A 23,477-nucleotide genomic window follows, 5' to 3' on the forward strand; every position below is an offset into this window, starting at 1 on the left:
TAGTCTGCCCTGGTGGACGGTGATCACCTGCACGCAGGCACGCGGGCGAGACACGATCGTGTCGACGCCGTCCTCGACGACTTCTTCGCGTTGGCCAAGCGCCGCGCCGAGTCCGTGGGCTGGCGGTACGTCGATCTCTGGTCGGTGCTCGAGCGCAACAGCGCCGGGGGCAAGCGCTTCCGGCCCCGCATGGTCTTCACGGCCTACGACGCCCTCGGGGGCACCGACGACGAGGCCGTGGCCCGGGTCGGCGCGGCCTTCGAGCTGCTGCACACGGCCCTGATCGTCCACGACGACGTCATCGACCGCGACTTCTCGCGACGCGGCATCCCCAACGTCTCGGGCAGCTACCGCGACACCGCCACGACGGCGGGCATCCCGACCCCCGCGGCCGAGCACCGGGGCATGTCGGCCGCCGTCATCGCCGGCGACCTCGCGCTGACCGGGGCCAGCCGCATGCTGCTCGGCATCGGCTGCCAGGACCACGTCCGCACGCGCTTGCTCGACCTGCTCGACGAGGCGATCTTCGTCAGCGCGGGCGGAGAGATGGTCGACGTCGAGTTCTCCCTGTCCGCCGAGCTGCCGACCGTCGACGAGATCCTCGACATGGAGCGCGCCAAGACGGCCGTCTACTCGTTCGAGGCACCGCTGCAGGCGGGTGCCGTCCTGGCGGGCGCGGGCGAGGCCGTCGTCACGGCGGTCGGCGACTTCGGCCGCGAGGTCGGGGTCGCGTACCAGGTGGTCGACGATCTGCTCGGGGTCTTCGGCACCGAAGAGGCCACCGGCAAGACCACACGCGGCGACCTCCGCGAGGGCAAGCGCACGGTGCTCGTCGCCCACGCCGCGACCACTGACGAGTGGTTCACGATCCAGCCGTTCATCGGCAAGGCCGACCTCAGCGAGGCCGAGGCCGAACACGTCCGTGGTCGCCTCGAGGTCTGCGGCGCCCGCTCCTTCGCCGAGGGACTCGTCGAGCAGCACGCCCGCCGTGCGCTCGACGTGCTCGACCGGGCCGAGGTGCCCGAGTCGTTGCGCGAGGCGTTGACGCCGGTCGTCCAGGACGTCCTCGAGAGGGTGCGATGACGGGCTTGTCGTTGTACGACTCCGTGGCCGACGCGACCGCGGGAGGCGTGATCCGCCGTTACTCGACGTCGTTCGGACTGGCCTCGCGCCTGCTGGGCGGCGAGGTGCGGCAGCACGTCGAGAACGTGTACGCGCTCGTGCGCGTGGCGGACGAGATCGTCGACGGCCCCGCGACCGAGGCCGGTCTGGGCGCCGACGCAGCGGGCCGGTTGCTCGACGGCTTCGAGGCCGAGACCGAGCGGGCCCTGGTCGAGGGCTTCAGCCCCAACCTGGTCGTGCACGCCTTCGCCCGCACCGCCCGCGCCACCGGGTTCGGTGCCGAGCTCACCGCACCGTTCTTCGCGTCGATGCGGGCCGACCTAAGTGCCCGCGAGCACGACCAGGCGTCGTTCGACGCCTACGTGTACGGGTCGGCCGAGGTCGTCGGCCTGATGTGCCTCAAGGCGTTCCTCCACGGGCACCCCTTCCCCCCGAGCACGGTCGCCGAACTCGAAGAGGGCGCCCGGCGCCTCGGTGCGGCCTTCCAGAAGGTCAACTTCCTGCGTGACCTCGCGGCCGACTTCGAGCAGCTCGGCCGCAGCTACTTCCCCGGAGTCGACGTGACCACGTTCGACGAGCAGACCAAGACGAGACTGGTGCGAGACATCGACGACGACCTCCGCGTGAGCGGCGAGATCATCCCCGTGCTGCCGACGTCCTCGCGTCGGGCGGTGGCACTGGCCCACGGCCTGTTCGCCGAGCTGAACCGGCGTCTCGAGGCGACCCCCGCCTCCTCGCTGGTCCGGGCGCGCGTGCGCGTTCCGAACCCGGTCAAGGTGCGCATCGCCGCAGGCGCCGCCGCCGGTCGCGTCACCCGGCTGCCCGAGGCCCGCGCATGAGCCGCGACACGGTCGACCGCGGGGCGACGGGTGCGGGCACCGGGGCGTCCGACGAGTCGCACGGCCTGAGCGTCACCCGCCACGGCCGCCGCGTCGTCGTGATCGGCGGCGGCATCAGCGGCCTGGCCTCGGCTGCGCTGCTCGCCCGCGAGGGCCACGAGGTCACCCTGCTCGAGAAGAACGACGAGGTCGGTGGCCGTGCCGGGTCGTGGAGCCACGAGGGCTTCCGCTTCGACCTCGGCCCGAGCTGGTACCTCATGCCCGAGGTCTTCGACCACTTCTTCCGCCTGATGGGCACGTCGGCCGCCGAGCGCCTCGACCTCGTCGAACTCGACCCGGGCTACCGCGTGCTGTTCGAGCCCACGCCCGACGACCCCGCGGCGAGTGCGCCGATCGACGTCCCGCGCGGCCTGGAAGAGAACGTCGAGCTGTTCGAGCGCGTCGAACCGGGCAGCGGTGAGCGCATGCGCCGGTACCTCCGGTCCGCCCGCGACACCTACGAGATCGCCAAACGGCGGTTCCTCTACACGAGCTTCGGCAGCCTCACGCCCCTGCTGCGCGGAGACGTGCTGGTCCGCCTGCCGAAGCTGGCCCGGCTGCTGCTGACGAGCCTCGACTCGTACGCGTCCCGCACGGTGACCGACCCGCGCCTCCGTCAGATCCTGGGGTACCCCGCGGTCTTCCTCGGCTCGTCGCCGTTCGACACGCCGAGCATGTACCACCTCATGAGCACGCTCGACCTCGACGACGGCGTGCTGTACCCGCAGGGCGGCCTCATCTCGGTGATCGAGGCCATCCGCGACGTGGCCGTCGAGGCCGGGGTGACCGTCGTGACCGGCGCGGCCGTGACCCGGATCGTGACGCAGCCGCTCGGGGTCGAGGGCGCAGCCCTGCCGCGCGGTTCGAAGGCGACCGCCGAGGCGACCGGGGTCGACTGGACCGACGCCGCGGGAGCGACGCACCGCGTCGACGCCGACCTCGTCGTGAGCGCGGCCGATCTGCACCACACCGAGACGCAGCTCCTGCCCCACGAGCTGCGCACCTACGACTCGTCGTACTGGGCGAAGAAGAACCCCGGGCCGAGCGCCCTGCTGCTCTACCTGGGCGTCGAGGGCGAGATCCCCGAGCTCGAGCACCACACGCTGCTCTTCGCCCGCGACTGGCACGAGAACTTCGAGCGCATCTTCGGCGCCGACAAGCGCATCCCCGACCCGCCGTCGCTGTACGTCTGCAAGCCGAGCACCGTCGACCCCTCGACCGCGCCCGCCGGGCACACGAACCTCTTCGTCCTGGTGCCGCTGCCCGCCGACCCGGCCCTCGGTTCGGGCGACGTCGACGGTGACGGCGACCCGATGATCGAGCGTCTCGCGGACGGCGTCATCGCCCAGATCGCCGAGTGGGCGCACGTGCCCGACCTCGCCGAGCGGATCGTGGTGCGGCGCACCCGTGGCCCGCGCGACTTCGTCGACGACGTCAACGCCTGGAGCGGCAGCATGCTCGGCCCCGCGCACACGCTCGCCCAGAGCGCCCTGTTCCGCACCGGCAACGTCTCGACGCACGTCGACTCGCTGTTCTACGCCGGCGGGTCGGTCCGTCCGGGCATCGGCCTGCCGATGTGCCTGATCAGCGCCGAGGTGCTGCTCAAGAACCTGCGCGGCGACACCAGCACCGAGCCGCTCCCCGAGCCCGCCGTCGGCTGATGGGGTTCGTCTACCTCGCGGCGTTGCTCGTCTCGTTGTTCGGCATGGTGATGCTCGACCGCAGGTTCCGCCTGTTCTTCTGGCGCGACGTGCCCCGGGCGGCGGTGACGCTGCTGGTCGGCGTCGTGTTCTTCCTGGTCTGGGACGTCGTCGGCATCGACCTCGGCATCTTCTTCCGCGGCGAGACCTCGTTCATGACCGGCGTGCTGGTGGCGACCGAGCTGCCGCTCGAAGAGGTCTTCTTCCTGACGCTGCTCTGCTACCTGACGATGAACCTGCTGGCCGCGGCCCGGATGGCTGCGGCGGTCGTGCTCGACCGACGTGACGCGAGCTCCACGCAGGCCGGTCGATCGGTGGACGGCGTGGCGTCGTGACCTACTGGGCCGTCAACGCGGTGTTCCTGTCGATCGTCGCGGTGCTGGGGGTGCTGGCGCTGGTGACCGCAGGCGTGCGTGGCCGGGCCGCGCGCGCCTCCTCGTCCCCGGCCGAGAGGTCGCGGCGGCGACGCGAGCAACTGCTGGGGGCGGGCCTGGCGACCGGCGTGCTGCTCGTGATGACCGCCGTGTTCGACAACGTCATGATCGGGATCGGGCTGGTCGGCTACGACGCCGCCCGGATCAGCGGGGTCTTCGTCGGCATCGCCCCGCTCGAGGACTTCGCCTACGCGGTCGCGGCACTCGTCCTGCTGCCGTCGGTGTGGGTGCTGCTCGGCGGCCCGAAGACGCCCCGCGCCCCCGCGGCGCCGGCGGCCGGCGGGTCGACGACCGTCGAGGAGGCGCGCTCGTGAACACGATCAAGGCCCTGTTCGTCTCGTCCCGGCCCCTGAGCTGGATCAACACGGCGTTCCCGTTCGCGGCGGCCTACGTGCTGACCTCGTTGCTCGCACCGGTGACGACCGGCTACCTGGGGTCGTACCAGCCGTTGTCCCAGGTCGACGTGACGCCGACCGGCACGGAGGCCGTCCTCTTCTCCGCGGCCGAGAACGCCCTCGGCCCGGTGAACTGGCTCGTGCTGATCGTCGGCGCCCTGTACTTCCTGATCCCCTACAACCTCGCGATGTACGGCATCAACGACGTCTTCGACTACGAGAGCGACCTGCACAACCCGCGCAAGGGCGGCGTCGAGGGTGCGCTGCTCGACCGCAGCCTGCACCGCACGACGTTGCGCGCCGCAGTGATCACGAACGTGCCCTTCCTGGTGTTCCTCGTGGCGGTCGGCGACCCGCTCAGCTGGCTCGTGCTCGCCGTCAGCGTCTTCGCCGTGATCGCCTACTCGGCTCCCGGCCTGCGCTTCAAGGAGCGCCCCTTCGTCGACTCGGTCACCTCGAGCACGCACTTCGTCAGCCCGGCCGTCTACGGTCTCGTGCTGGCCGGGGCGACGTTCACGCCCCAGCTGTGGGCGTTGCTCGGCGCGTTCTTCCTCTGGGGCGTCGCGAGCCACGCGTTCGGAGCCGTGCAGGACGTTCTCGCCGACCGCGAGGGCGGCATCTCGTCGATCGCGACCGAGATCGGCGCCCGGGCGACCGTCCGCCTCTCGGTGGTGGCCTACCTGCTGGCCGGCGTGCTGCTGACCTTCACCGAGTGGCCCGGCCCGCTGGCGGCCCTGCTCACCCTGCCCTACGCGATCAGCTGCGCCCCCTGGTGGAACGTGACCGACGACCGGGCCGAAGAGGTCAACCGCGGCTGGCGACGCTTCCTGGCGCTCAACTTCGTCAGCGGGTTCGTCGTGACGATGCTCATGATCTGGTGGGTGTTCCTGCGGGGCTGACGCCGCGCCTCCTGCGGTCGTCGGCCCTCGACCCCTAGCCCCTCGGCCCTCGGCCCGCGGCCCGCGGGCAGGCCGGGCGCTCAGGGGCGCCAGCCGAGGTTGAGTGCCGCCCTGCGCAGGAAGCGCACCGTGGTCGCGTGGGCTCCCGGCTCGGCCCCCCGGACCGTCTCGTCGCGGATGCCCTCGACCACGTCGACGAGCTTGCGGTGCGCGAGGCTCCCCCGCTCGGTGAGGGCGTAGCGATCGTCGCCGACCCCGTCGGTCGCGAGGCTCACCCAGCCGCTCTCGACCAGCTCGGCGAGGTGGTCCGAGCTGGACTCGCCCGTGGCCGGGTCGAGGAAGGGCGCGACGGCTCCGTCGAGTGCTGCGCGGGTCGCCGGGCCGCGCTCCAGCAGGTTGAGCAGCTGCCACTGCCGGCGGGTGACCCCGTGTTCGTCGAGGACCTCCTCGAAGCGCCGGTCGATCAGCCCGTCGACGAGCCTCAACCAGAAGCCGATCGGGCGCCCCCGGTCGACGGCCAGGTCGTCGTCGACGCTGCCGAGCTCGTCGGGTGCGTGCGTGTCGTCGGTCGGCGGGGTGACCTCGCCTGCGTCTGCGGAACGTCGTCGGTCCATGGTCGGCACCGTACACCGGTCGGACCTCCGTCTCGAGAGTGATCTTCCGATGGATTCACCTGCCGGAAAGACAACGGCAAGGACGCGGCCGTACATTCGAGGCGTGACCACCTCGAGCGCCGTCGCGCCTGCGCCCCTCCCCACGCGCCTCCGCCGGACCTGGTCGCGCGTGCAGGCGCATCCGCGCGGGCTGCTCTACGGCTTCGTCGCCGTGCACGCCGCCGTGTTCCTGGCGCTGACGCCGCTGATGATCGGCGGCGGGGTGAGCGGCGACCTGCCGCTCTACCGCCTGTGGGCGACGGGGGCCCTGAGCGAGGGCGTCTGGCCGGTCCTCGACTTCTCGTGGGTCTACCCGGCCGGGGCGATCGTCCCGATCGTGTTGCCGAACGTCTTCGGCGAACAGCACTACCAGTTCGTCTGGCTGGCCCTGCTGACCGCCCTCAACGCCGTCGCGCTCTGGCTGCTGACCGACCGCGGTCGTCGCACGGTCGACAACCGGGCAGCCTGGTGGTGGCTGCTCGTGACGCTCGTGCTCAGCCCCGTGGCCTTCCTCCGGCTCGAGGGGTTCAGCGCGCCGCTGGTCGTCGCCGCCCTGATGCTGCTGTCCACGCGTCCGCGGGTGGCCGGACTGCTGCTCGCCGCGGCGACCTGGATCAAGGTCTGGCCCGCCGCCGTCATCGCGGCGGTCGTCGTCGGGTCGCGTCACCGGGCGGTCGTGCTGCGCGGGGGCGTGCTCGTCACCATGGTCGTCGTGTCGTGCGTGTTGCTCGGCCGCGGGGCCGACGACATCACGAGCTTCGTGACGATGCAGTCGGGACGGGCGATGCAGCTCGAGGCGACCCTCTCGACGCCCTGGCTCTGGATGGCCATGCTGCGCGTCCCCGGCGCCTCGGTCTACCAGAACGTCGCCCTCGCCACGCGCGAGGTCATGGGACCGGGCGACACCTGGATGATCAACGACAGCACGCAGGTCATGCTCGCCGTCCTCGTGCTGCTGGCCGGCGTGCTGGCCGTGGCGACCTTCGGACTGCCCCGGTGGGCCGAGCCCGGGAGGCGCGGGTCGGCGGGCTCCGGGCGCACCGCGGCCGTCGTCCCCGCTCGTGATCGCGGCGACGAGTTCGGCACCGTGCTGCTCGGCGCCCTCACCCTCACGCTCGCGTTCGTGGTCTTCAACAAGGTGGGGTCGCCGCAGTACCTGCTCTGGATCGTGCCGATCGTGGCCGTGGGCTACGCCTCGCGTCCCGAGGCGTTCCGGACGCCCGCCGTGTTGACCGCCTGGGCCTCGGGGCTCACGACGCTCGTGTTCCCGATCCTCTACCGGCCGCTGATCGAGCTCAACCCGGTCGCCGTGCTCGTCCTGGGCGCCCGCAACGGCCTGCTCGTGGTGCTGTTCTGCTGGTGCGCGGTGCGCCTCGTGCGACTGGCGGTCGCCACGGTGCGCAGCGACGCGCTCGAGGTGGGCGTCCCGCTCGTGGCGGCCCGCGCCTCCTGACCGCGGTGTCGGGGGCGGCTCGTCCCCAGGCCGGCGCCGGGCGGCGTCGTCCCCGGTCGCCCGGTCAATCTGAGCCGTCCACGCCGGGTCGTGCCAGCGTGGAAGGCCTACCTGCCACCACGAGCCAAGGAGCACTCATGAAAGGCAAGATCCTCTTCGTCGCAGGAGCGGCAGTCGGATACGTCCTCGGAGCCCGCGCGGGTCGCGGCGCCTACGTCAAGATCAAGGACCAGGCCGAGAGCCTGTGGGAGAACCCGACCGTCCAGAAGGGCGTCCAGCAGGCCGAGGGCTTCGTGAAGGAGAACGCTCCGGTCGTCGCCAAGAAGGCGCAGGACGTCGCGAACGACGCCGCCCACGCGGTCGGCTCCAAGGCCAAGTCCGTCTCGGGCAAGGGCTCGGGCGCCACCGACAAGGTCGCCGCCAAGGCCACCGAGGCAGCCCACAAGGCCGCCGACAAGGTGGACGAGAAGGCCGACGACGTCAAGAAGCAGGCCTCGGGCACCAGCCCCGACGACGACAAGCTGCCGGGGGTGACGGTCGGTGAGTGACCTGAAGGCACCCGAACAGAGCACCAAACGTTCGCTCGGCTCGCTGATCGGCAGCCTGCCCGAGTTGATCTCGCGCCTCATCCGCGGCGAGATCGCGCTGGCCAAGACCGAGCTCGCCACGAAGGCCAAAGAGGCCGGGGTGGGTGTCGGCTTGTTGGTCGGAGCCGCACTGTTCGGCTTCTTCCTGCTCGCCGTGCTCATCACGGCCGGCGTCCTGGGGCTGGCGACGGTCGTCGCCCCCTGGCTCGCGGCGCTCATCGTCGCCGCCGTCCTGCTCGTGATCACGGCCGTCCTGGCCCTGCTCGGCATCAAGGCCCTCAAGAAGGGCGTGCCGCCGACCCCCGAGAAGGCCGTCGCCAGCGTGAAGGCCGACGTCAGCGCGTTGAAGGGGCAGGGCAGCTATGACTCCGAGAAGCACTGACGCAGGAGACCACGAGAAGCACGGCGGGTCGAAGCACGGGAAGGGCGACCAGCCCGACCCCCGTGCCGAGCTCGCCGAGGCGCGTGCGGCCGAAGAGCGCGACGACGCCCACGGCAGCACGTCTCCCGACAAGGACGCCGAGAACGCGGCCGGGCCACGCCCCGGCGCGAGCATCCCCGAGATCGAGCTCGACCTCGCCCGTACCCGTGAAGAGTTCGCGGCGACGCTCGACGCCATCGAGGACAAGCTGAGCGTCCCTGCCCACGCCCGTCGGCTGAAGGCGAGCGTCTCACGGCGCCTCGACCGCGACCCGAAGCCCGTGGTGGCGGCCGCTGCGGCCGGCACCATCGGCGTCGTCGCGCTCGTCGCCGGCATCGTCAAGACGATCAGGCGCTGACCGATGGCACAGAAGAGCACCGAGCGCGAGCAGCAGTCGCCCGACGCGGACGACTCGCGCAAGCCGCAAGACCTGTCGGACGTCTCCAAGCCCTCCTGGGGGTACGTGCTGGGCAAGACCCTGCGCGAGTTCACCCGTGACCAGTGCACCGACCTCGCCGCCGCACTCACGTACTACGCGGTGCTGGCGATCTTCCCGGCGCTGCTGGCGATCGTGTCGCTGCTCGGCGTCGTGGGGCAGGCGGACTCGACGGCCACGACGCTGCTCGACCTGGTCTCGCAGTTCGGCTCGCCGCAGGTCGCCGACCTGCTGCGTGACCCGATCATGCAGCTCACCGGCTCGCCGGCTGCCGGTGTCGCCCTGATCGTCGGTGTGCTGGGTGCCCTCTGGTCGGCCTCCGGCTACGTGGGCGCCTTCGGGCGGGCCATGAACCGCGTCTACGGCATCGACGAGGGGCGTCCGATCTGGAAGCTCCGCCCGACCATGCTCGGCGTCACGGCGTTCACGGTGGTGCTCATCGTGGTCGCCGCCCTCATCCTGGTGATCAGCGGCCCCGTGGCCGAGACGGTCGGCGACCTCGTGGGACTGGGCAGCACCGCGGTGTTCGTCTGGGACATCGCGAAGCTGCCGATCCTCGCCATCATCGCCGTCGTGATCGTGGCGGTGCTCTACTACTGGGCCCCGAACGTCAAGCAGCCCAAGTTCAAGTGGATGAGCCTCGGGTCGCTCGTGGCCCTGGTCATCTGGTTGGTCGCGTCCGTGGGGTTCGCGTTCTACATCGCGAACTTCTCGAACTACAACAAGACGTACGGTTCGCTCGGTGCGGTCATCGTGTTCCTGCTGTGGCTCTGGATCACGAACAACGCCCTGCTCTTCGGGGCCGAGTTCGACGCCGAGCTCGAACGTGGTCGCGAGCTGCAGGCCGGCCTCCGGGCCGAGCGCGACATCCTGCTGCCACCCCGTGACACGGCCCAGAGCGAGAAGAAGGCCGCGGCCCTCGCCAAGGACGAACTCGCCGGCATGCGACTGCGTCAGGCCGCCGCCGCGACGATCGAGCGGAACGGCGACGAGGTGCCCGAGCCGGACGGCGAGGGCGGCTCCGAGGCGTCCGAGTCCGACCGGAAGAAGGACGAGCGCGCCGGGGACGGGCACTCGAAGGGCGACCGCGACGACTAGGTGACGTCCCCTGACGACGCGACCCGCGCCTCCTCGGCTCTCACGAGCTCGGGAGGCGCGGGTCGCGTCGTTCGTCAGCCGGTGGGCGAGCCCCGCCCGCACCGGCCGTCGGTCAGAACGAGAAGCCGAGCTGGGCGGGGTAGTCGCCCCGCGCGGTGAGGGTGGTGGCGGCGTCGCGCAGATGCGAGAGCGTCAGGCCCATCGTGGTGGGCCCGAAGCTGACGCGCGAGACGCCGAGCTCGGCCAGGCGGGCGAGCGGCACGGACGACGGGTTCGAGATGACGCTGACCTTGCCGTCGATCCGGTCGAGGGCGGCCTTCACGAGGTCTTCGGTGCCCAGGCCGAGGACGAAGGCGCAGTCGGCGCCGGCGTCGAGGTAGGCGTTGGCGCGGGTGACGGCGTCGTCGAACGAGTCGGGGTCGCCGGCCAGGGCGTCGACCCGGGCGTTGATCACGATCGGCACCCCGGCGCGGTCGCCGGCACGGCGGGCGGCGGCGATCTTCGAGACCTGGGTGTCGATGTCGTAGAGGGGCGCCTTGGCCTGGCCGATGCTGTCCTCGATGTTGAGGCCGGCGGCGCCCTCCTCGATCAGGCGGAAGACGTTGTCGAGCGTGCCGGCGGCGTCGGTCGCGTACGCCTTCTCGAAGTCGACGGAGACGGGCAGGTCGACCGAGCGGATCACGATGCGGGCGGCGGCCAGCATGTCGTCGACGTCGAGGCCCTCGCCGTCCTCGACGCCGTGCGCCTCGCTGATCGAGTGGGAGGCGGTGGCCAGGGCCTTCACGCCCGGTGCGCCCGCGACGATGCGCGCGGTGATGCTGTCCCAGACGTTCGTCACGATCAGCGGGTCGCCGGGGACGTGGAGGGAGCGGAGGAGTTCGGCCTTCTCGGCCGTGCTGGAGATCGACATGCTCCCAGCCAACCAGCCCGGGCTGGCAGGCACCAGCCCGGGCTCGCCTCGCCGAGCTGCTAGTCGCGCCGCAGGACGAGCTCGCTGAGCGGCAGGCGCTCGCGAGGGGCGGTCTCGCGCTCGGCGAGGGCCTCGATCAGCTTGTCGGCCTCGTCGACGACGCCGACGGCCGTGACCGTCACGGGCTTGAGGTTGTCGGTCAGGCCGAACGCGGCGACGATCTCGTCCCACTCGACGCCGGCCATCTGGTGCGTGTGGAAGCCCTCGGCGTGTGCCTGCACCGTGAGGTGGGCGACGGCCTGGCCGAGGTCGTACTCGGCCCACTGGCGCACCTCGCCCTCGACGGTCGAGGTCTCGGCGACGGCGACGACGAGTGCGGACGCGTTGCCCGCCCAGGCGGCGTTGAAGCCCATGAGCGCCTTCACGATCGTGTCGAACGTGGCCGTGCCGCGACGGCCGACGACGAAGCGACGCGGCTGCGTGTTCGCGGCCGACGGTGCCCAGCGGGCGGCCTCGAGCAGGGCGTCCAGCTGACGGTCCGAGATCTCGGCGGTCGGGTCGAACGAGCGGGGGCTCCAGCGCTCGTCGAGCAGCGGCACGAGCGGCACGCTCGTCTCGGCGGTGCGGAGGGTGGACGGGGCGGCGGTGGTCTCGGAGATCGACATGACGACGCTTTCTTCTCGGAACGGGACGGGGGAGGCGAGGCGCGTCATCGGGCCCCGACCACGGTAACCCTCGGTGTGGGCCGGTGATTCCCGACCTCAGGAGGCGCGGGTCGCCTCCGCGAGGATCGCCGCCACCCGGCCGGGCACGGTCTCGTCCTGCAGGCTCGTCGTGTCACCCAGGGGTCGGCCGTCGACGATGTCGGCCAGCAGCCGCCGCATGATCTTGCCCGAGCGCGTCTTGGGCAGGTCCGGCACGACGAACACGGTCGCGGGCTTGGCGATCGGCCCGATCTGGTCGGCCACGTGGGCGCGCAGCACGGGGGACAGCGACCCCGCGAGCGGAGCCCACACCGACGGCTCGGCGACGTCGCCGGCGTCCTGCACCGCGCCTCCTTCCGGCCGTGTCGACGGCACCACGAACGCCGCGATCGCCTGGCCGGTGCGGTCGTCGGCCACGCCGACGACGGCGGCCTCGGCGACGGCCGGGTGCGACACGAGCGACGACTCGATCTCGATGGTCGACAGGCGGTGCCCCGACACGTTGATCACGTCGTCGACCCGGCCGAGCACCCAGATGTCGCCGTCCGCGTCGTACTTCGCACCGTCGCCCGAGAAGAACCAGCCCTGCCGCCAGTAGGTCGCCCAGTAGCTGTCGCGGTACCGCTCGGGGTCGCCCCAGACCGTGCGGGCGAGGGCCGGTCCGGTCTGCTGCACCACGAGGTAGCCGCCGCTGCCGTTCGGCACGCGCTCGCCGGCGTCGTCGACCACGGCGGTCGAGAGCCCGGGCAGCGCCCGCAGCGACGAGCCGGGCTTGAGGGTGTCGGCGCCGGGCAGCGGGGCCATGACGGCGGCCCCCGTCTCGGACTGCCACCACGTGTCGACGATCGGGCACCCGCCCCGGCCGAACTGCTCGTGGAACCAGACCCACGCCTCGGGGTTGATGGCCTCGCCGACCGTGCCGAGCAGGCGCAGCGGCGACAAGTCGTAGGTGTCGGGCAGTCCCTCGGGGAACCACGACGACAGTGTCCGCACCAACGTCGGCGCCGTGTAGTAGGTGGTGACGCCGTAGCGCTCGATGATCTCGAGGTGGCGGGCCGGATGCGGGGTGTCGGGCGTTCCCTCGTAGATCACCTGGGTCAGGCCGTTCGACAGCGGGCCGTAGATCTCGTAGGTGTGCGCCGTCACCCAGGCGAGGTCGGCGGTGCACCAGTGCACGTCGTCGGGCTTGGCGTCGAAGACGGCCCAGTGCGTCCAGTTGGCCTGCGTCAGGTAGCCGCCGCTCGTGTGCACGAGTCCCTTGGGCTTCCCGGTGGTGCCGCTCGTGTACATGATGAACAGCGGCGTCTCGGCGCCGAAGAACTCAGGTTCGTCGGTGTCGGGTTGCGCATCGACGACGTCGTGCCACCAGAGGTCGCGCCCCTCGGTCCACGGGACGTCGGGCGTCTGCTCGCCGGTGCGCCGCACGACGAGGACGTGCTCGATCTCGTTGTCGCCGCTGACGGCGTGGTCGGCGTTGGCCTTCACCGGCACCGCGGCCCCTCGACGGAACTGCCCGTCGGTCGTGACCAGCAGCTTGGCGCGGGTGTCCTCGACGCGGAACTTCAGCGCCTCGCCCGAGAAGCCGCCGAAGACCAGCGAGTGGATCGCGCCGAGTCGGGCGATGGCGAGCGTCACGACGATCGTCTCGGCGATGACCGGCAGGTAGACGACCACCCGGTCGCCCTTCTCCACGCCGAGCGATCGCAGGCCGTTGGCGGCCTTCACGACCTCGCGCTGCAATTGTGCGTAGGTGATGTCGCGACGGTCGCCGGGCTCGCCCTCGACGTGCAGGGCGACCTTGTCGCCGAGGCCGGCGTCGACGTGCCGGTCGACGCAGTTGACGGCGACGTTGAGCGTTCCGTCGGCGAACCAGGTCGCCTCGGGCACGGTGAGCGTCCCGTCGGGCCCCTCGGTCACGGGCTTCCAGGTGTGCGCGACCGTCCACGGCGTGTGCCAGTCGAGCCGCTGCGACGCCTCGGCCCAGAACGCGACCGGGTCGGCGGCCGCGCGGGCGTGCTCGGCCGAGGTGACGTTGGCCGCCTCGACGAGCCCAGGAGGCGCGGCGAAGGTCCGTCGCTCGTCGAGCAGGTTCGAGATGGTGTCGCTGGTGGCCATGCGTCCCACGCTACGGGCGGCACGCCGGTGGCGGGCGTCGCGGGGCAACGCTGCGTAACGCGCGGGGACCGTGGCGGCGACGGGCGAGACCGTCGGCTCTTGTCGTTCAGGATGCGACGTGAGATATTGGTATGTCACGTGATTCCGACCCGAGAGAGAAGCATGTCCGACTCGACCCCCCACCGTCCTCCGTCCGCTCCCTCGTCGTCGCGTCGGGGCGGTGCTTCCTCGACGGGCGGCGGGTCGGCAGGATTCCGTCGCGACGTCCAGGGGTTGCGCGCCGTCGCCGTCGTCGCGGTCGTGCTCGAGCACGTCTCGGGCTGGCCGCACGGCGGCTTCGTGGGCGTCGACGTCTTCTTCGTGATCTCGGGCTTCCTGATCACCGGGTTGTTGCTCCGTGAGCACGCCCGGACGGGCCGCATCTCGCTGGCCGACTTCTACCGTCGCCGGGTCCGACGCCTCCTGCCGGCGGCGCTCGTCGTCGTCGCCGCGACCCTGCTCGCCGCGACGGTCCTCCTGCCCGACCGCCGCGTGGTCGGGCTCGGGATCGACGCCCTCTACTCCCTCGCCTTCGTGGCCAACTGGCACTTCGCCGCCGTGGGCACCGACTACTTCACCGCCGACGGACCCGTCTCGGCCTTCCAGCACCTTTGGTCGCTCTCGGTCGAAGAGCAGTTCTACGCGTTCTGGCCGCTCCTCGTGATCGTCGTCCTCGGCTTCGGCCTGCGGCGTCCGGGGCGCCCCGCGGCCGTCTCCCGCGAGGCGGGCACGGGGTCGGGGTCGGGCCGACGGCTCGTGCTCGCGGCCGTGATCACCGCCCTCTGCGCGGCGTCGTTCGTCTGGGCCGTGGTCGACACGGCGGGCGACCCGACGGGCGCCTACTTCTCGACGCTGACCCGGGTCTGGGAACTCGGGCTCGGTGCCCTGGCGGCGCTGGCCGTTCCGCTGACCCGGCGGTTGCCGCGGGCGATCGGCACGACGCTCGGCTGGCTCGGTCTCGTCGGCATCCTGGCGAGCGTCGTGGTCGTCGACGGGCAGACCGCGTTCCCGGGCCCGTGGGCAGCGCTTCCCGTGGTCGCGACCCTGGCGGTCGTCGTGGGCGGCGGCGTGCCCGGGGCCGTCGCACCGGCGCCCCTGGCGAACCGGGTCACCGACTATCTGGGTGCGATCAGCTACTCGCTCTACCTCTGGCACTTCCCGATCGTCGTCATGATCCGCGCGGTCGTGCCCGAGGGCGAGCTGCTGGCCTACCCCCTGTCGCTCGGCTTCGCCGTGGTGGGTCATCACCTCGTCGAGAAGCCCTTCATCTCGTCGCCCCTGCTCGCCCCGCGACGGGGCGAGGGCCGTCGTCGGCTGTGGCGTCGCTGGGCCGACGACCAGGCGCCGTCCGCCGGTCGGGCCGCCCTCGGGGGCCTCGGCATGCTGGCCGTCGTGATGGTGGTGGCCGCGGTGGTCTCGGTCCGGCCCGTGTCGGCGCCGCCCGTGCTCCCGCCCGTCGCAGGGGGCACCGGCCTCGGGGCCTCCGTCGAGGCCGGGGCGTCCGACGGCGGTGCCGACGGCGACGGCGTCGACGGCTCCGGTCCGGTCGGTCCGGCCGAGGGGGCGATGGCCGAGTCGGTCCGGGCCGCGCTGGCGGCGACCTCGTGGCCGACGCTGACCCCCGACCCGGGCGACACCATGCCGTTCGGGGCGAACAACGACTGCGGTCGCGTCGATCTGCCCCTGCCGCGCGCCGAGTGCACCTTCGGCACCGGCGACAAGACGGTCGTCCTCGTGGGGGACTCGACGGCCGCCGCCGAGCTGGACGCCGTGGTCGAGATCGTCGAATCGGACGACAGCGGGTGGCGTCTGGTCGCGCTTCCCCTGTTCGGTTGCCCGTTCGTCGATCTCGCGGTCGCCCAGAATTCCGACCCCGAGAGCTGCACCACCCACCAGGCCGACGCCGTCCGGACGATCGTCGAGACGGCACCCGACCTGCTCGTCGTCACGAACTCCTTCGTCCCGTTCGAACACGCCGACACCGGCGCACCCGTCACGCCGCGCGAGTACGCCGAGGCACTGCAGCGCCAGCTCGAGTCGGTGGGTGGCGCGGCGACGCGCACCGTGTTCGTCACGCCCCCGCCGGCACACCGGTCGCTCGACGACTGCTACCGCCCGGGCGGCTCGCCCGTCGACTGCATCTCGTCCGTGTCGGCGGATCACGCCGCCAACCTCGCCGAGACGCAGAAGACGATGAGCGCCCTGGGCGGTTCCCTCGTCGACACGTCGCGGTTCCTCTGCGTCGACGGGCTCTGCCCCGCCTTCGTCGACGACGTGCCCGTCAAGCGGGACTTCACCCACTACACGGGGGCGTTCGACGCCAAGCTCGCCCCCGTGCTGCGCGAACTCGTCTTCGAGGCCGAGGCCGAGGGCGGCCCGGCCGCCTGACGCCCGGACGAGCACGGGCCGCCGGGCCGCCGGGCCGCCGGGCCGCCGGGCCGCCGGGCCGCTGGGCCGGCGGGCCAACGGGCCGACAAGCCGACGTGCCGACGTGCGGCCGGGTCGGCGAGTCCCTCGAACGGGAGGCGGGATCGTGACCCCGTCGTGACCGGTCGCCGCCTATCGTTGCCAGGTGACCCACAGCCCTCGACGCCGTCCCGCTCGTCGATCGACCCGTGGCGTGGGTGGGGCAGCGCTCGCCGCGGTCCTCGTGTTCGCACCGGTCACGGCCGTCGCCGCGGACGCCCCGGCGACCGCCGCCTCGTCACCGGCCCCGATCGCCTCCGCGTCACCGGCCCCTGCGGCCGACGTGCCCGAGCTGTCCGCGCCCGCCTCGAGCGCGACGCCTGCCGCAGCCCCTGCCGCAGCCCCCGCCGCGGCTGCCGTCGATGCCATGAACTACGTCGTCAACGCGGTGCCGGGCGCCGTCACGACCGAGGCGGCCTCGGCCGCGGTGGTCGCCGCGGGCGGTACCGTCCTCGCCCGGTGGGACGAGATCGGGGTGGTGACCGCTCGGTCGACCGCCGCCGGTTTCGTCGACCGGGTCCGCGCCTCCTCGTCCGTCGAGTCGGCCGGCCCGACCCGGACGGCCGCCGTCCGTGCGACGCCCGACGCCGACGCGGGGGGCGACGCCGAGTCCTCTGCCGTCCCGTCGACGGGAGTGCAGGCGACCGGTCTGGCCGAGCGGGTCGCCGACGTCGCCGATCCCGGCGAGGAGCGGCGGTGGAACGACCAGGCCGTCCACGCCGCCGAGGCGCGTGCGGTGCAGCCCGGGACCCCCGCCGTGCTGGTCGGCGTGCTCGACAGCGGCATCGACGCGACGCACCCCGACCTCGTCTCGCAGGTCGACCCGGCCGCCTCCGTGGGTTGCAGCGTGGACGGCGTCGCCGACCCCGACCCCGCCGCCTGGGCGCCGTCGTCCGACGCCGCGACGAGCACCCGCGAGCACGGCACGCACGTGGCGGGCATCATCGCCGCGGCCGACGACGGCCGGGGTGTCGTCGGGGTCGCCCCGGGCGTGCGGTTGGCCAGCGTCAAGGTCGTCGACGCGGACGGCTTCATCTACCCCGAGTACGCGATCTGCGGCTACATGTGGGCGGCGCAGCAGCAGATGGACGTGACGAACGCGAGCTTCTTCGTCGACCCGTGGGCCGCCTGGTGCTCGGCCGACCCCGACCAGGCCCCGGCCCTCGACGCGGTCGCGCGGGCGGTCGCCTGGTCCCAGCACGAAGGCGTCCTCGACGTGGCGGCCGCCGGCAACGCCACGGTCGGCGCCGTCGCCGTCGACCTCGCCCACAAGACCGCCGACTCGCTCAGCCCGAACGACTCGACCCCGCAGCCGGGGCGCGACGTCTCGCAGGGGTGCTCGCAGCTGCCCGCCGAGGTCGACGGCGTCGTCACCGTCTCGTCGGCCCAGCAGGGCGGCGGCGGCTCGATCGAGAAGTCCCGGTTCTCGAACTACGGTGCGGGCGTCGTGGATCTGACGGCCCCCGGGGCCGCCGTGCTCAGCACGGTCCCCGGTGGCGGGTTCGCCACCCTCAGCGGGACCTCGATGGCGGCTCCGCACGTCGCCGGGGTCGCGGCCCTGCTGGCGAGCGTGCACCCGGGCGCGACCCCGGCCGAACTGCGGGACCTGCTCGCCCGGCAGGCCGGCGGTGAGACTCCCTCCGAATACTTCGGGGCCGGCATGGTCGACGCCTTCGCGGCCGTGACCGAAGACCTGGGACGCGGGGCGGTCGCCGTCGCCTCCGACGGCGTGCTGCAGGCGGGCGCGGCGGCCACCCTGCGGGGCGCCGGCTTCGTGCCCGGTGAGACGGTCCGGGCCGAGGGCGACGCGTTCGACGAGTCGACGTCGAGCGTCGCCGACCAGCGCGGCCGGGTCCAGCTGCCCGTCCGGCTCTCGCCCGGCACCCCGACGGGTCCCCTGTCGTTCTCCGTGGCCGGGTCGTCGGGCTCGAGCGCGGTCGTCGACGTCGAGGTGCAGGAGGTGCTGGCCGGCCCGGTCGTCACCTCACCGGCCGACGGCGACCGTCTGCCCTCGGGGCAGGCCGTGGTCGTCGAGGGCACCTCGATCGACTCCGCACGCGTCACCGTCACCGTCGAGCCGGCCGGGAGCCCCCCCAGCGGAGACCTGCCCGCCGGGGATGCGCCCGCCGGAGACCTGCCCGCCGGGGACCTGCCCGCGACGGCCCGGGCCTCCGCGGCAGCTCCCGACGCTGCCGAGTCCTCGACGGTCCGTGCCGAGCAGGACGGCACGTTCCGCGCGACGTTCGCCGGCCTCGCCGCCGGTGACTGGCGGGTCTCGGCCGTCACCTGGACCGTGGACGACGTCGTCTCGGCGACCGGTCCCGCCGTCCTCTTCGCCGTCGACCCGGTCCCGGCTCCCGTGCCGGGTGACGAGGCCGGCGTCCCGGCCGAGCCCGGGGCCGCACCGGCCGGTCCGGGGTCGGCGTCGCCCACGCCGGGCTCCTCGCCGGGCGAGGGCGTCGTCCCCACCGGTGCCTCGGGGCGCCCGTTCGCCGCCGACCGGGCCCGCGCCTCCTCGGCCGCTCTCGCATGGACCGGTTCGGAGCCGGGGCCGGTGGCCCTCGCCGCCCTGTTGATCGTCGCGTTCGGCGTGGTCGGCGTCGGCGTCGGGCGGCGTCGTCCCGGCGACGAGCCCCGGTAGCGGCCGCCCGCCCGCTCGTCAGTCCAGCACGGGTCGTCGCACGAGGGAGGCCGGTCGACGGCTCGTGAGTGCACTGCCGGCGGCGACGACGAGGGGAAGCCCGACGGCCACGACGGCGAGCACCCACCACGGTGGGGCGAACGGCAGGTCCGAGGCCCAGACCATGGCCCCCGTCGGCACCAGCCCCAGGATCGTGCCCAGCACGGCACCCGTGCCGACGACCACCACGCCCTGCCAGAACGACATGGCGCGTCGCTGGGCGTCCGTGCCTCCGACGGCCTGCATGGTCACCTGGTCGCTCAGCCCCTCGGCGCGGGCGAGCCCCAGGGCGACCGCTGCCGCCGCGGCGCAGACGAGGGTCGTCGCGAGGAGTGCCAGGACGAGGGCCAGGTCGAGGCCCCGATCGACGGGACTCGTCTCGACCGTCGCCCGGCCGTCGGTGGCGGTGGTCACCTCGGCCCGGAGGCCGGCGGCCTCGTCCTCGGTCGGTTGCCGGTCGGTGGCCATCACCACGGCACGCTGGGTCAGCTCGAAGCCCAGCCGCTCGGCGGTCCCGGGGCTCATCAGGACGGCCCCGGTGCTGAGCGTCGTCGGACGCTGGACGACGGCCGGGAGCGACACGGACGTCGAGGGGGTGGCCGAGGCGTCGAAGCCGTCCTCGACCTCGGCCGGGGTGGCGAGACCGATGGTGGCCTCGCCCTCGACGACGAGCGACGGGTCGAAGGCGATGACGCCGCCCGACTCGAACGCGGCTCGGGCGGCCGTGGACGGAGCGGCCCCCAGGGTCACGGCGAGGCCGTCCTCGTCGGTCACGATGATGTTGTCCTGTGACGTGAACGAGCCGAGCGGGTAGTCGCAGGCCGGGTCGGCATCGGTGATCCGCTGCGCCTCACGGGACGACAGGCCCTCGAGGCGCCCCGTCGACGAGTCGCAACGGTCGGGGACGGTCAGCACGGCCCACGGCGTGACCGCGTCGACGGCGACCGGGGCGCCGTTCGAGTCGTAACCGCTGGGGACCGGGGTCTGCCACACGGCACGGTCGCTCACCGGGAGGCCGCGCGCGACGGCGGCGACGGCCGCGGAGTCGAGCGAGGCCGCCTCGGGGGAGCCGCCCGGCACGCGGAGGTCGGACGCCTGGTCGTACGAGATCGCCACGGTGCCCGCCGGGTAGGGGCGGTAGAAGGAGTCCTCGGACTGTCGTGCGGCCGCGGTCGACATCGAGACGCCGAACACCGCGACGAACACCGCCGTGGTGACGGCCGCCACGGCGGGAGCCGTGCGGGCGACGCCGTGGGAGGCGTCGCGCAGGGCGAGCCGCAACGGCACGGGTGCGAGCGTGGACGCGCGCCCGAGCCGACGGACGAGCGCCGGCACGAGCAGCAGGACGCCGACGAGGGCGGCCACGGCGGAGACCGCGAGGCCGACGAACGCCGCCCACCACCAGCGTGAGCCGACCGGGACCGAGGTGGCGTACGAGGTCCATCCCGCCCCGAAGCAGGCGAGGACGCCGCCGACGACGAGGACGCCGGCGAGCACGGCGGATCGTCGGCCGCGGCCGCGGTCCGACGCGGCGTCCACCGCCCCCGAGGCCGTCCCGCCGCGCAGCGAGTCCATCACGTCGACCCGGGCGGCACGGCGCGCGGGCACCACGGCCGCGATCCACGACACGGCGACGGCGAAGAGTCCGATGCCCGCGACCACGACGCCGGGGACGTGGACGCCCCAGAAGGCGAACGGGCCCACGTCGACGCCGGCTCGACGGGCGAGGGCCACGACGCCGATGCCGAGGTCGACTCCCACGGCGAGACCGGTGACCGCGGCGACGACGCCGACCCACACCCCCTGCCGCGTCACGATCCGGGTCAGCGTGCGCTGGTCGGCCCCGACCGCGGCCAGCACGGCCAGCGTGCGGCGTTGCCGACGGGCCCCGACCCCGAAGGCCGCCCCCGCGAGCAGGGCGACCTCGGCGCCGGCGAAGACGGCGAAGACCACGCCGAGGGCGGCGTAGGTGCCCGTGCTGCCGTAACCCGCCTCGCTCTCGAGCCCGGGGGTGCCCTCGGGCGGGGGGTCGGCGACGACCGCCGCCGACCAGACGACGAATCCCGCGCGTCCCAACTCGCGCACCTCGCCCCAGTCGACGGCGTCCCCCACGAGGTACTGCTCGGACGACGTCGACGACGCCGAGGCCGTCGACGACGGATCGGGCAGGCCCGCCGCCAGGTCGTCGCGGGCGAACACCTGCCGGTCGTCCGTGCCGCCGCCGACCTCGGACATGATGCCGACGACCGTGACCTCGAGGTCGCGCGGGCCGTCGGCGCCGGGGACGCGGTGCACGGTCGTGGTCGATCCCGTCCCGAGCCCGTCGTCGCGGGCGAGGGCGGGCGTGACGAGCACCTCGTCGCCCCGCTCGGCGGCGCGCCCCCGCTCGAGCACGTAGCGGCCCTCGAAGGCCGGGTCGGTCACCGGTCCGATCACGACGCCGGCAGGGGACGTGCCGACCCGGGTCCAGAGGGTGCGCAGGGTGAGCGTCCGCTCGACCCCGGGCACGACGTCGGCCGGCGCGCGGTAGGTCACCTCGTCGCCCGACCACTGGTTCAGCCCCCGGACGGACTGCCGGGTGTCGTAGCCGGTCCAGTGCACCCGGGCGGCCGTCTGGCCCAGCGTCGAGGTGATCTCCTGACGGGTCGTGGGCATCGCACTCGCGACGAGCACCGCCGCCCCCGAGGCGCCGGCCACGGGCAGCGCGATCAGCAGCACGACCATCACGTACTCGCGCAGGCGCCTGAGCACCTGTCGACGCGCGACGAGGCCGCCGGCCGTCACCGCGCCTCCGGGGTCAGCAGCGACTCGGGCCCCCGCGGCGCGGACTCGTCGACGAGGCGGCCGTCGCGGAGGAACACGATCCGGTCGGCCCAGGCGGCGTGGCGGGCGTCGTGCGTGACGAGCAGGCCCGCGGCACCCGCGTCGACCCGTTCGCGCAACAGGCCCATGACCTCGTCGCCCGTGCTGCTGTCGAGCGCGCCGGTCGGCTCGTCGGCGAGCACCAGGCGACGGCTGCCGACCAGGGCGCGGGCGATCGCGACGCGCTGCTGCTCGCCGCCCGAGAGCTCGGCAGGGAAGGCCCGTCCTCGAGCGGCCAGGCCCAGGGTGGCCAGCGCGTCGTCGGCGGCACGCCGGGCGGCACGGGTGCCGATGCCGTCGAGTTCGAGCGGCAGGGCGACGTTCTCGGCCGCGGTCAACGTCGAGACGAGGTTGAACTGCTGGAACACGAAGCCGACCGACCGTCGTCGCACCCGCGCGACCTCGGCCGCGCTCAGGTCGGCGAGCCAGGTGCCGTCGACCTGCACGTGCCCTGCGGTCGGCGTCGTCAGGCCGCCCGCGATCGCCAGCAAGGTCGACTTGCCCGAGCCGGACGCGCCCATGACGGCGACCAGCTCGCCCTCGAGGACGGTCAGGCTCACGCCGTCGAGGGCGGTGCGGGCGAGGTCGCCGGTTCCGTGTTCGTGCCCCACCGCGAGCAGGGTCAGCACCTCGGCGCGCTCGGTCACGACCGACCTCGTGCGGCCCGCGCCGGCCCCGGCGTCCGGGCAGGGGACCCGGGCCCGCTCGTCGTCGGGGCCACGGCCTCGACCGCCCACTGCCGTTCGGCGAGCGACGCCCGGCGCAGGCTCGACTCGACGTGGTCGAGCCAGCGCACCTCGGCCTCGGCCGCGAAGATCATCGAGTCGACGACGAGGCGCCAGGCGAACTCGCCGGGCGCCTCCGGGTCGCCCCCGGCGTGCTTGGTCCGGGTGAGTCGCTGCAGCTTCGCCAAGGAGGCGCGGCGCTGCGTCTGCACGAGCGTCGCCACGTCCACCCCCGGCAGGGTCGCGGCGAGGGCGAACTTGAGCGGCAGCTCGTCACGGGTGGCGTCGGGGGTGTCGACGGCCGTCCCGAGCCAGTGGGCGACCTCGGCCCGTCCGGCGGCCGTGATGCGCCAGAGTCGTTGGTGTTCTCCGGCGGCCTGCCCGGTGCCCGCCACCGAGGCCTCGGCGGCGGGCGACCCGTCGGACCCCGGCGACCCGTCGGCCTCGGGCGACGTGTCGCGGGGCGAGGGCTCGTCACGCTCGACGAGGCCGTCGCGGTCGAGCCGGTCGAGGGTGGAGTACACCTGGCCGACGTTGAGCGGCCAGGTGGACCCGGTGCGTCGGTCGAACTCGCTGCGCAGCTGGTAGCCGTACCCCGGGCCCTGGTCGAGGATCGCCAGCAGGCCCAGTCGCACGGTCACGGGGCCGCCTCGCCGTCCGGTCGTGGCGTCACGTGGCCTCCTGTGGTCGAGTCGCGGCGTCGCCTCGTGGCGCCCCGTGCATACCGAGTATGCCCCGCATCGTCGACTCCGACAAACGGCACCCGCGACGTCCGTCGACGACGTCACTCGACGGCGCCCTCGACGGCGCCCGCGTCGACGGCACCCGACGGCGGTCCTGCACCGGCCGGCGTCAGGAGGCGCGGGTCGGCCCCGGGCACCGACCGACCTAGGATGGTCC

The 23,477-nt window shown here is 73.3% G+C and carries 20 protein-coding genes; 13 read left to right on the top strand and 7 right to left on the bottom strand.

Features of this window, described 5'->3' with window-relative positions; genetic code table 11:
• The first annotated feature begins 12 nt into the window (after positions 1-12).
• From ACIOSR_RS14085 to ACIOSR_RS14110, 6 genes are read left to right on the top strand one after another with little or no spacing between them, the layout of a single operon-like run.
• Complete coding sequence (locus tag ACIOSR_RS14085) at positions 13-1,083, top strand: polyprenyl synthetase family protein (protein WP_082460646.1); 1,071 nt, start codon at positions 13-15, stop codon at positions 1,081-1,083.
• Positions 1,080-1,961, top strand: coding sequence for a phytoene/squalene synthase family protein (locus ACIOSR_RS14090; RefSeq protein ID WP_056049749.1), 882 nt, complete (start codon positions 1,080-1,082; stop codon positions 1,959-1,961). The genes ACIOSR_RS14085 and ACIOSR_RS14090 overlap by 4 nt, the downstream gene beginning before the upstream one ends.
• Positions 1,958-3,661: a phytoene desaturase family protein gene (gene crtI / locus ACIOSR_RS14095; protein WP_402752929.1), complete on the top strand. Its 1,704-nt coding sequence runs from the start codon at positions 1,958-1,960 to the stop codon at positions 3,659-3,661. The genes ACIOSR_RS14090 and crtI overlap by 4 nt, the downstream gene beginning before the upstream one ends.
• Positions 3,661-4,035 (top strand): lycopene cyclase domain-containing protein, encoded by a 375-nt coding sequence (locus ACIOSR_RS14100; protein ID WP_200412632.1) that lies wholly within the window; start codon positions 3,661-3,663, stop codon positions 4,033-4,035. Before crtI ends, ACIOSR_RS14100 begins: the two co-directional genes overlap by 1 nt.
• On the top strand, positions 4,032-4,448 hold the full coding sequence (locus tag ACIOSR_RS14105; RefSeq protein ID WP_082460645.1) for a lycopene cyclase domain-containing protein: 417 nt from the start codon (positions 4,032-4,034) through the stop codon (positions 4,446-4,448). Before ACIOSR_RS14100 ends, ACIOSR_RS14105 begins: the two co-directional genes overlap by 4 nt.
• Positions 4,445-5,428 carry a prenyltransferase gene (locus tag ACIOSR_RS14110; protein WP_277958868.1) on the top strand — a complete coding sequence of 328 codons (984 nt, stop codon included), beginning with the start codon at positions 4,445-4,447 and terminating at the stop codon, positions 5,426-5,428. Before ACIOSR_RS14105 ends, ACIOSR_RS14110 begins: the two co-directional genes overlap by 4 nt.
• A gap of 80 nt (positions 5,429-5,508) precedes the next feature.
• On the opposite strand, the gene ACIOSR_RS14115 is transcribed toward ACIOSR_RS14110, so the two are convergent.
• Positions 5,509-6,042, bottom strand: coding sequence for a MarR family winged helix-turn-helix transcriptional regulator (locus tag ACIOSR_RS14115; protein ID WP_236556889.1), 534 nt, complete (start codon positions 6,040-6,042; stop codon positions 5,509-5,511).
• Between the two features lie 103 nt (positions 6,043-6,145).
• Here ACIOSR_RS14115 and ACIOSR_RS14120 point away from each other — a divergent pair, with 103 nt between their 5' ends.
• The 5 genes from ACIOSR_RS14120 (at position 6,146) to ACIOSR_RS14140 (ending at position 10,076) form a co-directional block, all read left to right on the top strand.
• The gene (locus ACIOSR_RS14120; protein WP_056049741.1) at positions 6,146-7,534 is read left to right on the top strand and encodes a glycosyltransferase 87 family protein; all 1,389 of its coding nucleotides are present in this window, start codon (positions 6,146-6,148) and stop codon (positions 7,532-7,534) included.
• A 137-nt stretch (positions 7,535-7,671) separates the two neighbouring features.
• The gene (locus ACIOSR_RS14125; protein ID WP_402752930.1) at positions 7,672-8,082 is read left to right on the top strand and encodes a YtxH domain-containing protein; all 411 of its coding nucleotides are present in this window, start codon (positions 7,672-7,674) and stop codon (positions 8,080-8,082) included.
• Complete coding sequence (locus ACIOSR_RS14130; RefSeq protein ID WP_056049738.1) at positions 8,075-8,503, top strand: phage holin family protein; 429 nt, start codon at positions 8,075-8,077, stop codon at positions 8,501-8,503. The genes ACIOSR_RS14125 and ACIOSR_RS14130 overlap by 8 nt, the downstream gene beginning before the upstream one ends.
• Positions 8,484-8,900: a DUF3618 domain-containing protein gene (locus tag ACIOSR_RS14135; RefSeq protein ID WP_173154574.1), complete on the top strand. Its 417-nt coding sequence runs from the start codon at positions 8,484-8,486 to the stop codon at positions 8,898-8,900. Before ACIOSR_RS14130 ends, ACIOSR_RS14135 begins: the two co-directional genes overlap by 20 nt.
• A gap of 3 nt (positions 8,901-8,903) precedes the next feature.
• Positions 8,904-10,076 (top strand): YihY/virulence factor BrkB family protein, encoded by a 1,173-nt coding sequence (locus tag ACIOSR_RS14140; RefSeq protein WP_082460643.1) that lies wholly within the window; start codon positions 8,904-8,906, stop codon positions 10,074-10,076.
• Between the two features lie 112 nt (positions 10,077-10,188).
• Here the strand turns inward: ACIOSR_RS14140 and ACIOSR_RS14145 are convergent, their stop codons facing one another.
• The 3 genes from ACIOSR_RS14145 to acs all read right to left on the bottom strand — a co-directional run bounded on the left by ACIOSR_RS14145 (position 10,189) and on the right by acs (position 13,805).
• On the bottom strand, positions 10,189-10,986 hold the full coding sequence (locus ACIOSR_RS14145; protein ID WP_402752931.1) for an isocitrate lyase/phosphoenolpyruvate mutase family protein: 798 nt from the start codon (positions 10,984-10,986) through the stop codon (positions 10,189-10,191).
• Positions 10,987-11,045: 59 nt separating this feature from the next.
• Positions 11,046-11,651 carry a nitroreductase family protein gene (locus ACIOSR_RS14150; protein ID WP_123571164.1) on the bottom strand — a complete coding sequence of 202 codons (606 nt, stop codon included), beginning with the start codon at positions 11,649-11,651 and terminating at the stop codon, positions 11,046-11,048.
• A gap of 96 nt (positions 11,652-11,747) precedes the next feature.
• Positions 11,748-13,805, bottom strand: coding sequence for an acetate--CoA ligase (gene acs / locus ACIOSR_RS14155; RefSeq protein WP_402752932.1), 2,058 nt, complete (start codon positions 13,803-13,805; stop codon positions 11,748-11,750).
• A 162-nt stretch (positions 13,806-13,967) separates the two neighbouring features.
• Between acs and ACIOSR_RS14160 the strand changes: the two genes are divergently transcribed.
• Positions 13,968-16,232: an acyltransferase family protein gene (locus tag ACIOSR_RS14160; protein WP_402752933.1), complete on the top strand. Its 2,265-nt coding sequence runs from the start codon at positions 13,968-13,970 to the stop codon at positions 16,230-16,232.
• Between the two features lie 184 nt (positions 16,233-16,416).
• Entirely contained in the window at positions 16,417-18,951 is a 2,535-nt protein-coding gene (locus ACIOSR_RS14165) for a S8 family serine peptidase (RefSeq protein ID WP_402752934.1), read from the top strand.
• An 18-nt stretch (positions 18,952-18,969) separates the two neighbouring features.
• On the opposite strand, the gene ACIOSR_RS14170 is transcribed toward ACIOSR_RS14165, so the two are convergent.
• Genes ACIOSR_RS14170 through ACIOSR_RS14180 form a run of 3 tightly spaced genes read right to left on the bottom strand, consistent with a single transcriptional unit; the run spans position 18,970 to position 23,218 of the window.
• On the bottom strand, positions 18,970-21,774 hold the full coding sequence (locus ACIOSR_RS14170) for an FtsX-like permease family protein (RefSeq protein WP_402752935.1): 2,805 nt from the start codon (positions 21,772-21,774) through the stop codon (positions 18,970-18,972).
• On the bottom strand, positions 21,771-22,499 hold the full coding sequence (locus ACIOSR_RS14175; protein ID WP_056049874.1) for an ABC transporter ATP-binding protein: 729 nt from the start codon (positions 22,497-22,499) through the stop codon (positions 21,771-21,773). The genes ACIOSR_RS14170 and ACIOSR_RS14175 overlap by 4 nt, the downstream gene beginning before the upstream one ends.
• Complete coding sequence (locus tag ACIOSR_RS14180) at positions 22,496-23,218, bottom strand: PadR family transcriptional regulator (protein WP_402752936.1); 723 nt, start codon at positions 23,216-23,218, stop codon at positions 22,496-22,498. Before ACIOSR_RS14180 ends, ACIOSR_RS14175 begins: the two co-directional genes overlap by 4 nt.
• Positions 23,219-23,477: the final 259 nt, after the last annotated feature.

This window comes from Frigoribacterium sp. NPDC087798 (assembly GCF_044742985.1).
In the GTDB taxonomy this organism is placed as follows: Bacteria; Actinomycetota; Actinomycetes; order Actinomycetales; family Microbacteriaceae; genus Frigoribacterium.

Excerpts from the sequence above, each read along its gene's own strand:
- ACIOSR_RS14160 (WP_402752933.1), top strand. The coding sequence starts at position 13,968 with ATGTCCGACTCGACCCCCCACCGTCCTCCGTCCGCTCCCTCGTCGTCG.
- ACIOSR_RS14140 (WP_082460643.1), top strand. The coding sequence starts at position 8,904 with ATGGCACAGAAGAGCACCGAGCGCGAGCAGCAGTCGCCCGACGCGGAC.
- acs (WP_402752932.1), bottom strand. The coding sequence starts at position 13,805 with ATGGCCACCAGCGACACCATCTCGAACCTGCTCGACGAGCGACGGACC.
- ACIOSR_RS14090 (WP_056049749.1), top strand. The coding sequence starts at position 1,080 with ATGACGGGCTTGTCGTTGTACGACTCCGTGGCCGACGCGACCGCGGGA.
- ACIOSR_RS14135 (WP_173154574.1), top strand. The coding sequence starts at position 8,484 with ATGACTCCGAGAAGCACTGACGCAGGAGACCACGAGAAGCACGGCGGG.
- crtI (WP_402752929.1), top strand. The coding sequence starts at position 1,958 with ATGAGCCGCGACACGGTCGACCGCGGGGCGACGGGTGCGGGCACCGGG.
- ACIOSR_RS14145 (WP_402752931.1), bottom strand. The coding sequence starts at position 10,986 with ATGTCGATCTCCAGCACGGCCGAGAAGGCCGAACTCCTCCGCTCCCTC.
- ACIOSR_RS14125 (WP_402752930.1), top strand. The coding sequence starts at position 7,672 with ATGAAAGGCAAGATCCTCTTCGTCGCAGGAGCGGCAGTCGGATACGTC.
- ACIOSR_RS14150 (WP_123571164.1), bottom strand. The coding sequence starts at position 11,651 with ATGTCGATCTCCGAGACCACCGCCGCCCCGTCCACCCTCCGCACCGCC.
- ACIOSR_RS14115 (WP_236556889.1), bottom strand. The coding sequence starts at position 6,042 with ATGGACCGACGACGTTCCGCAGACGCAGGCGAGGTCACCCCGCCGACC.
- ACIOSR_RS14100 (WP_200412632.1), top strand. The coding sequence starts at position 3,661 with ATGGGGTTCGTCTACCTCGCGGCGTTGCTCGTCTCGTTGTTCGGCATG.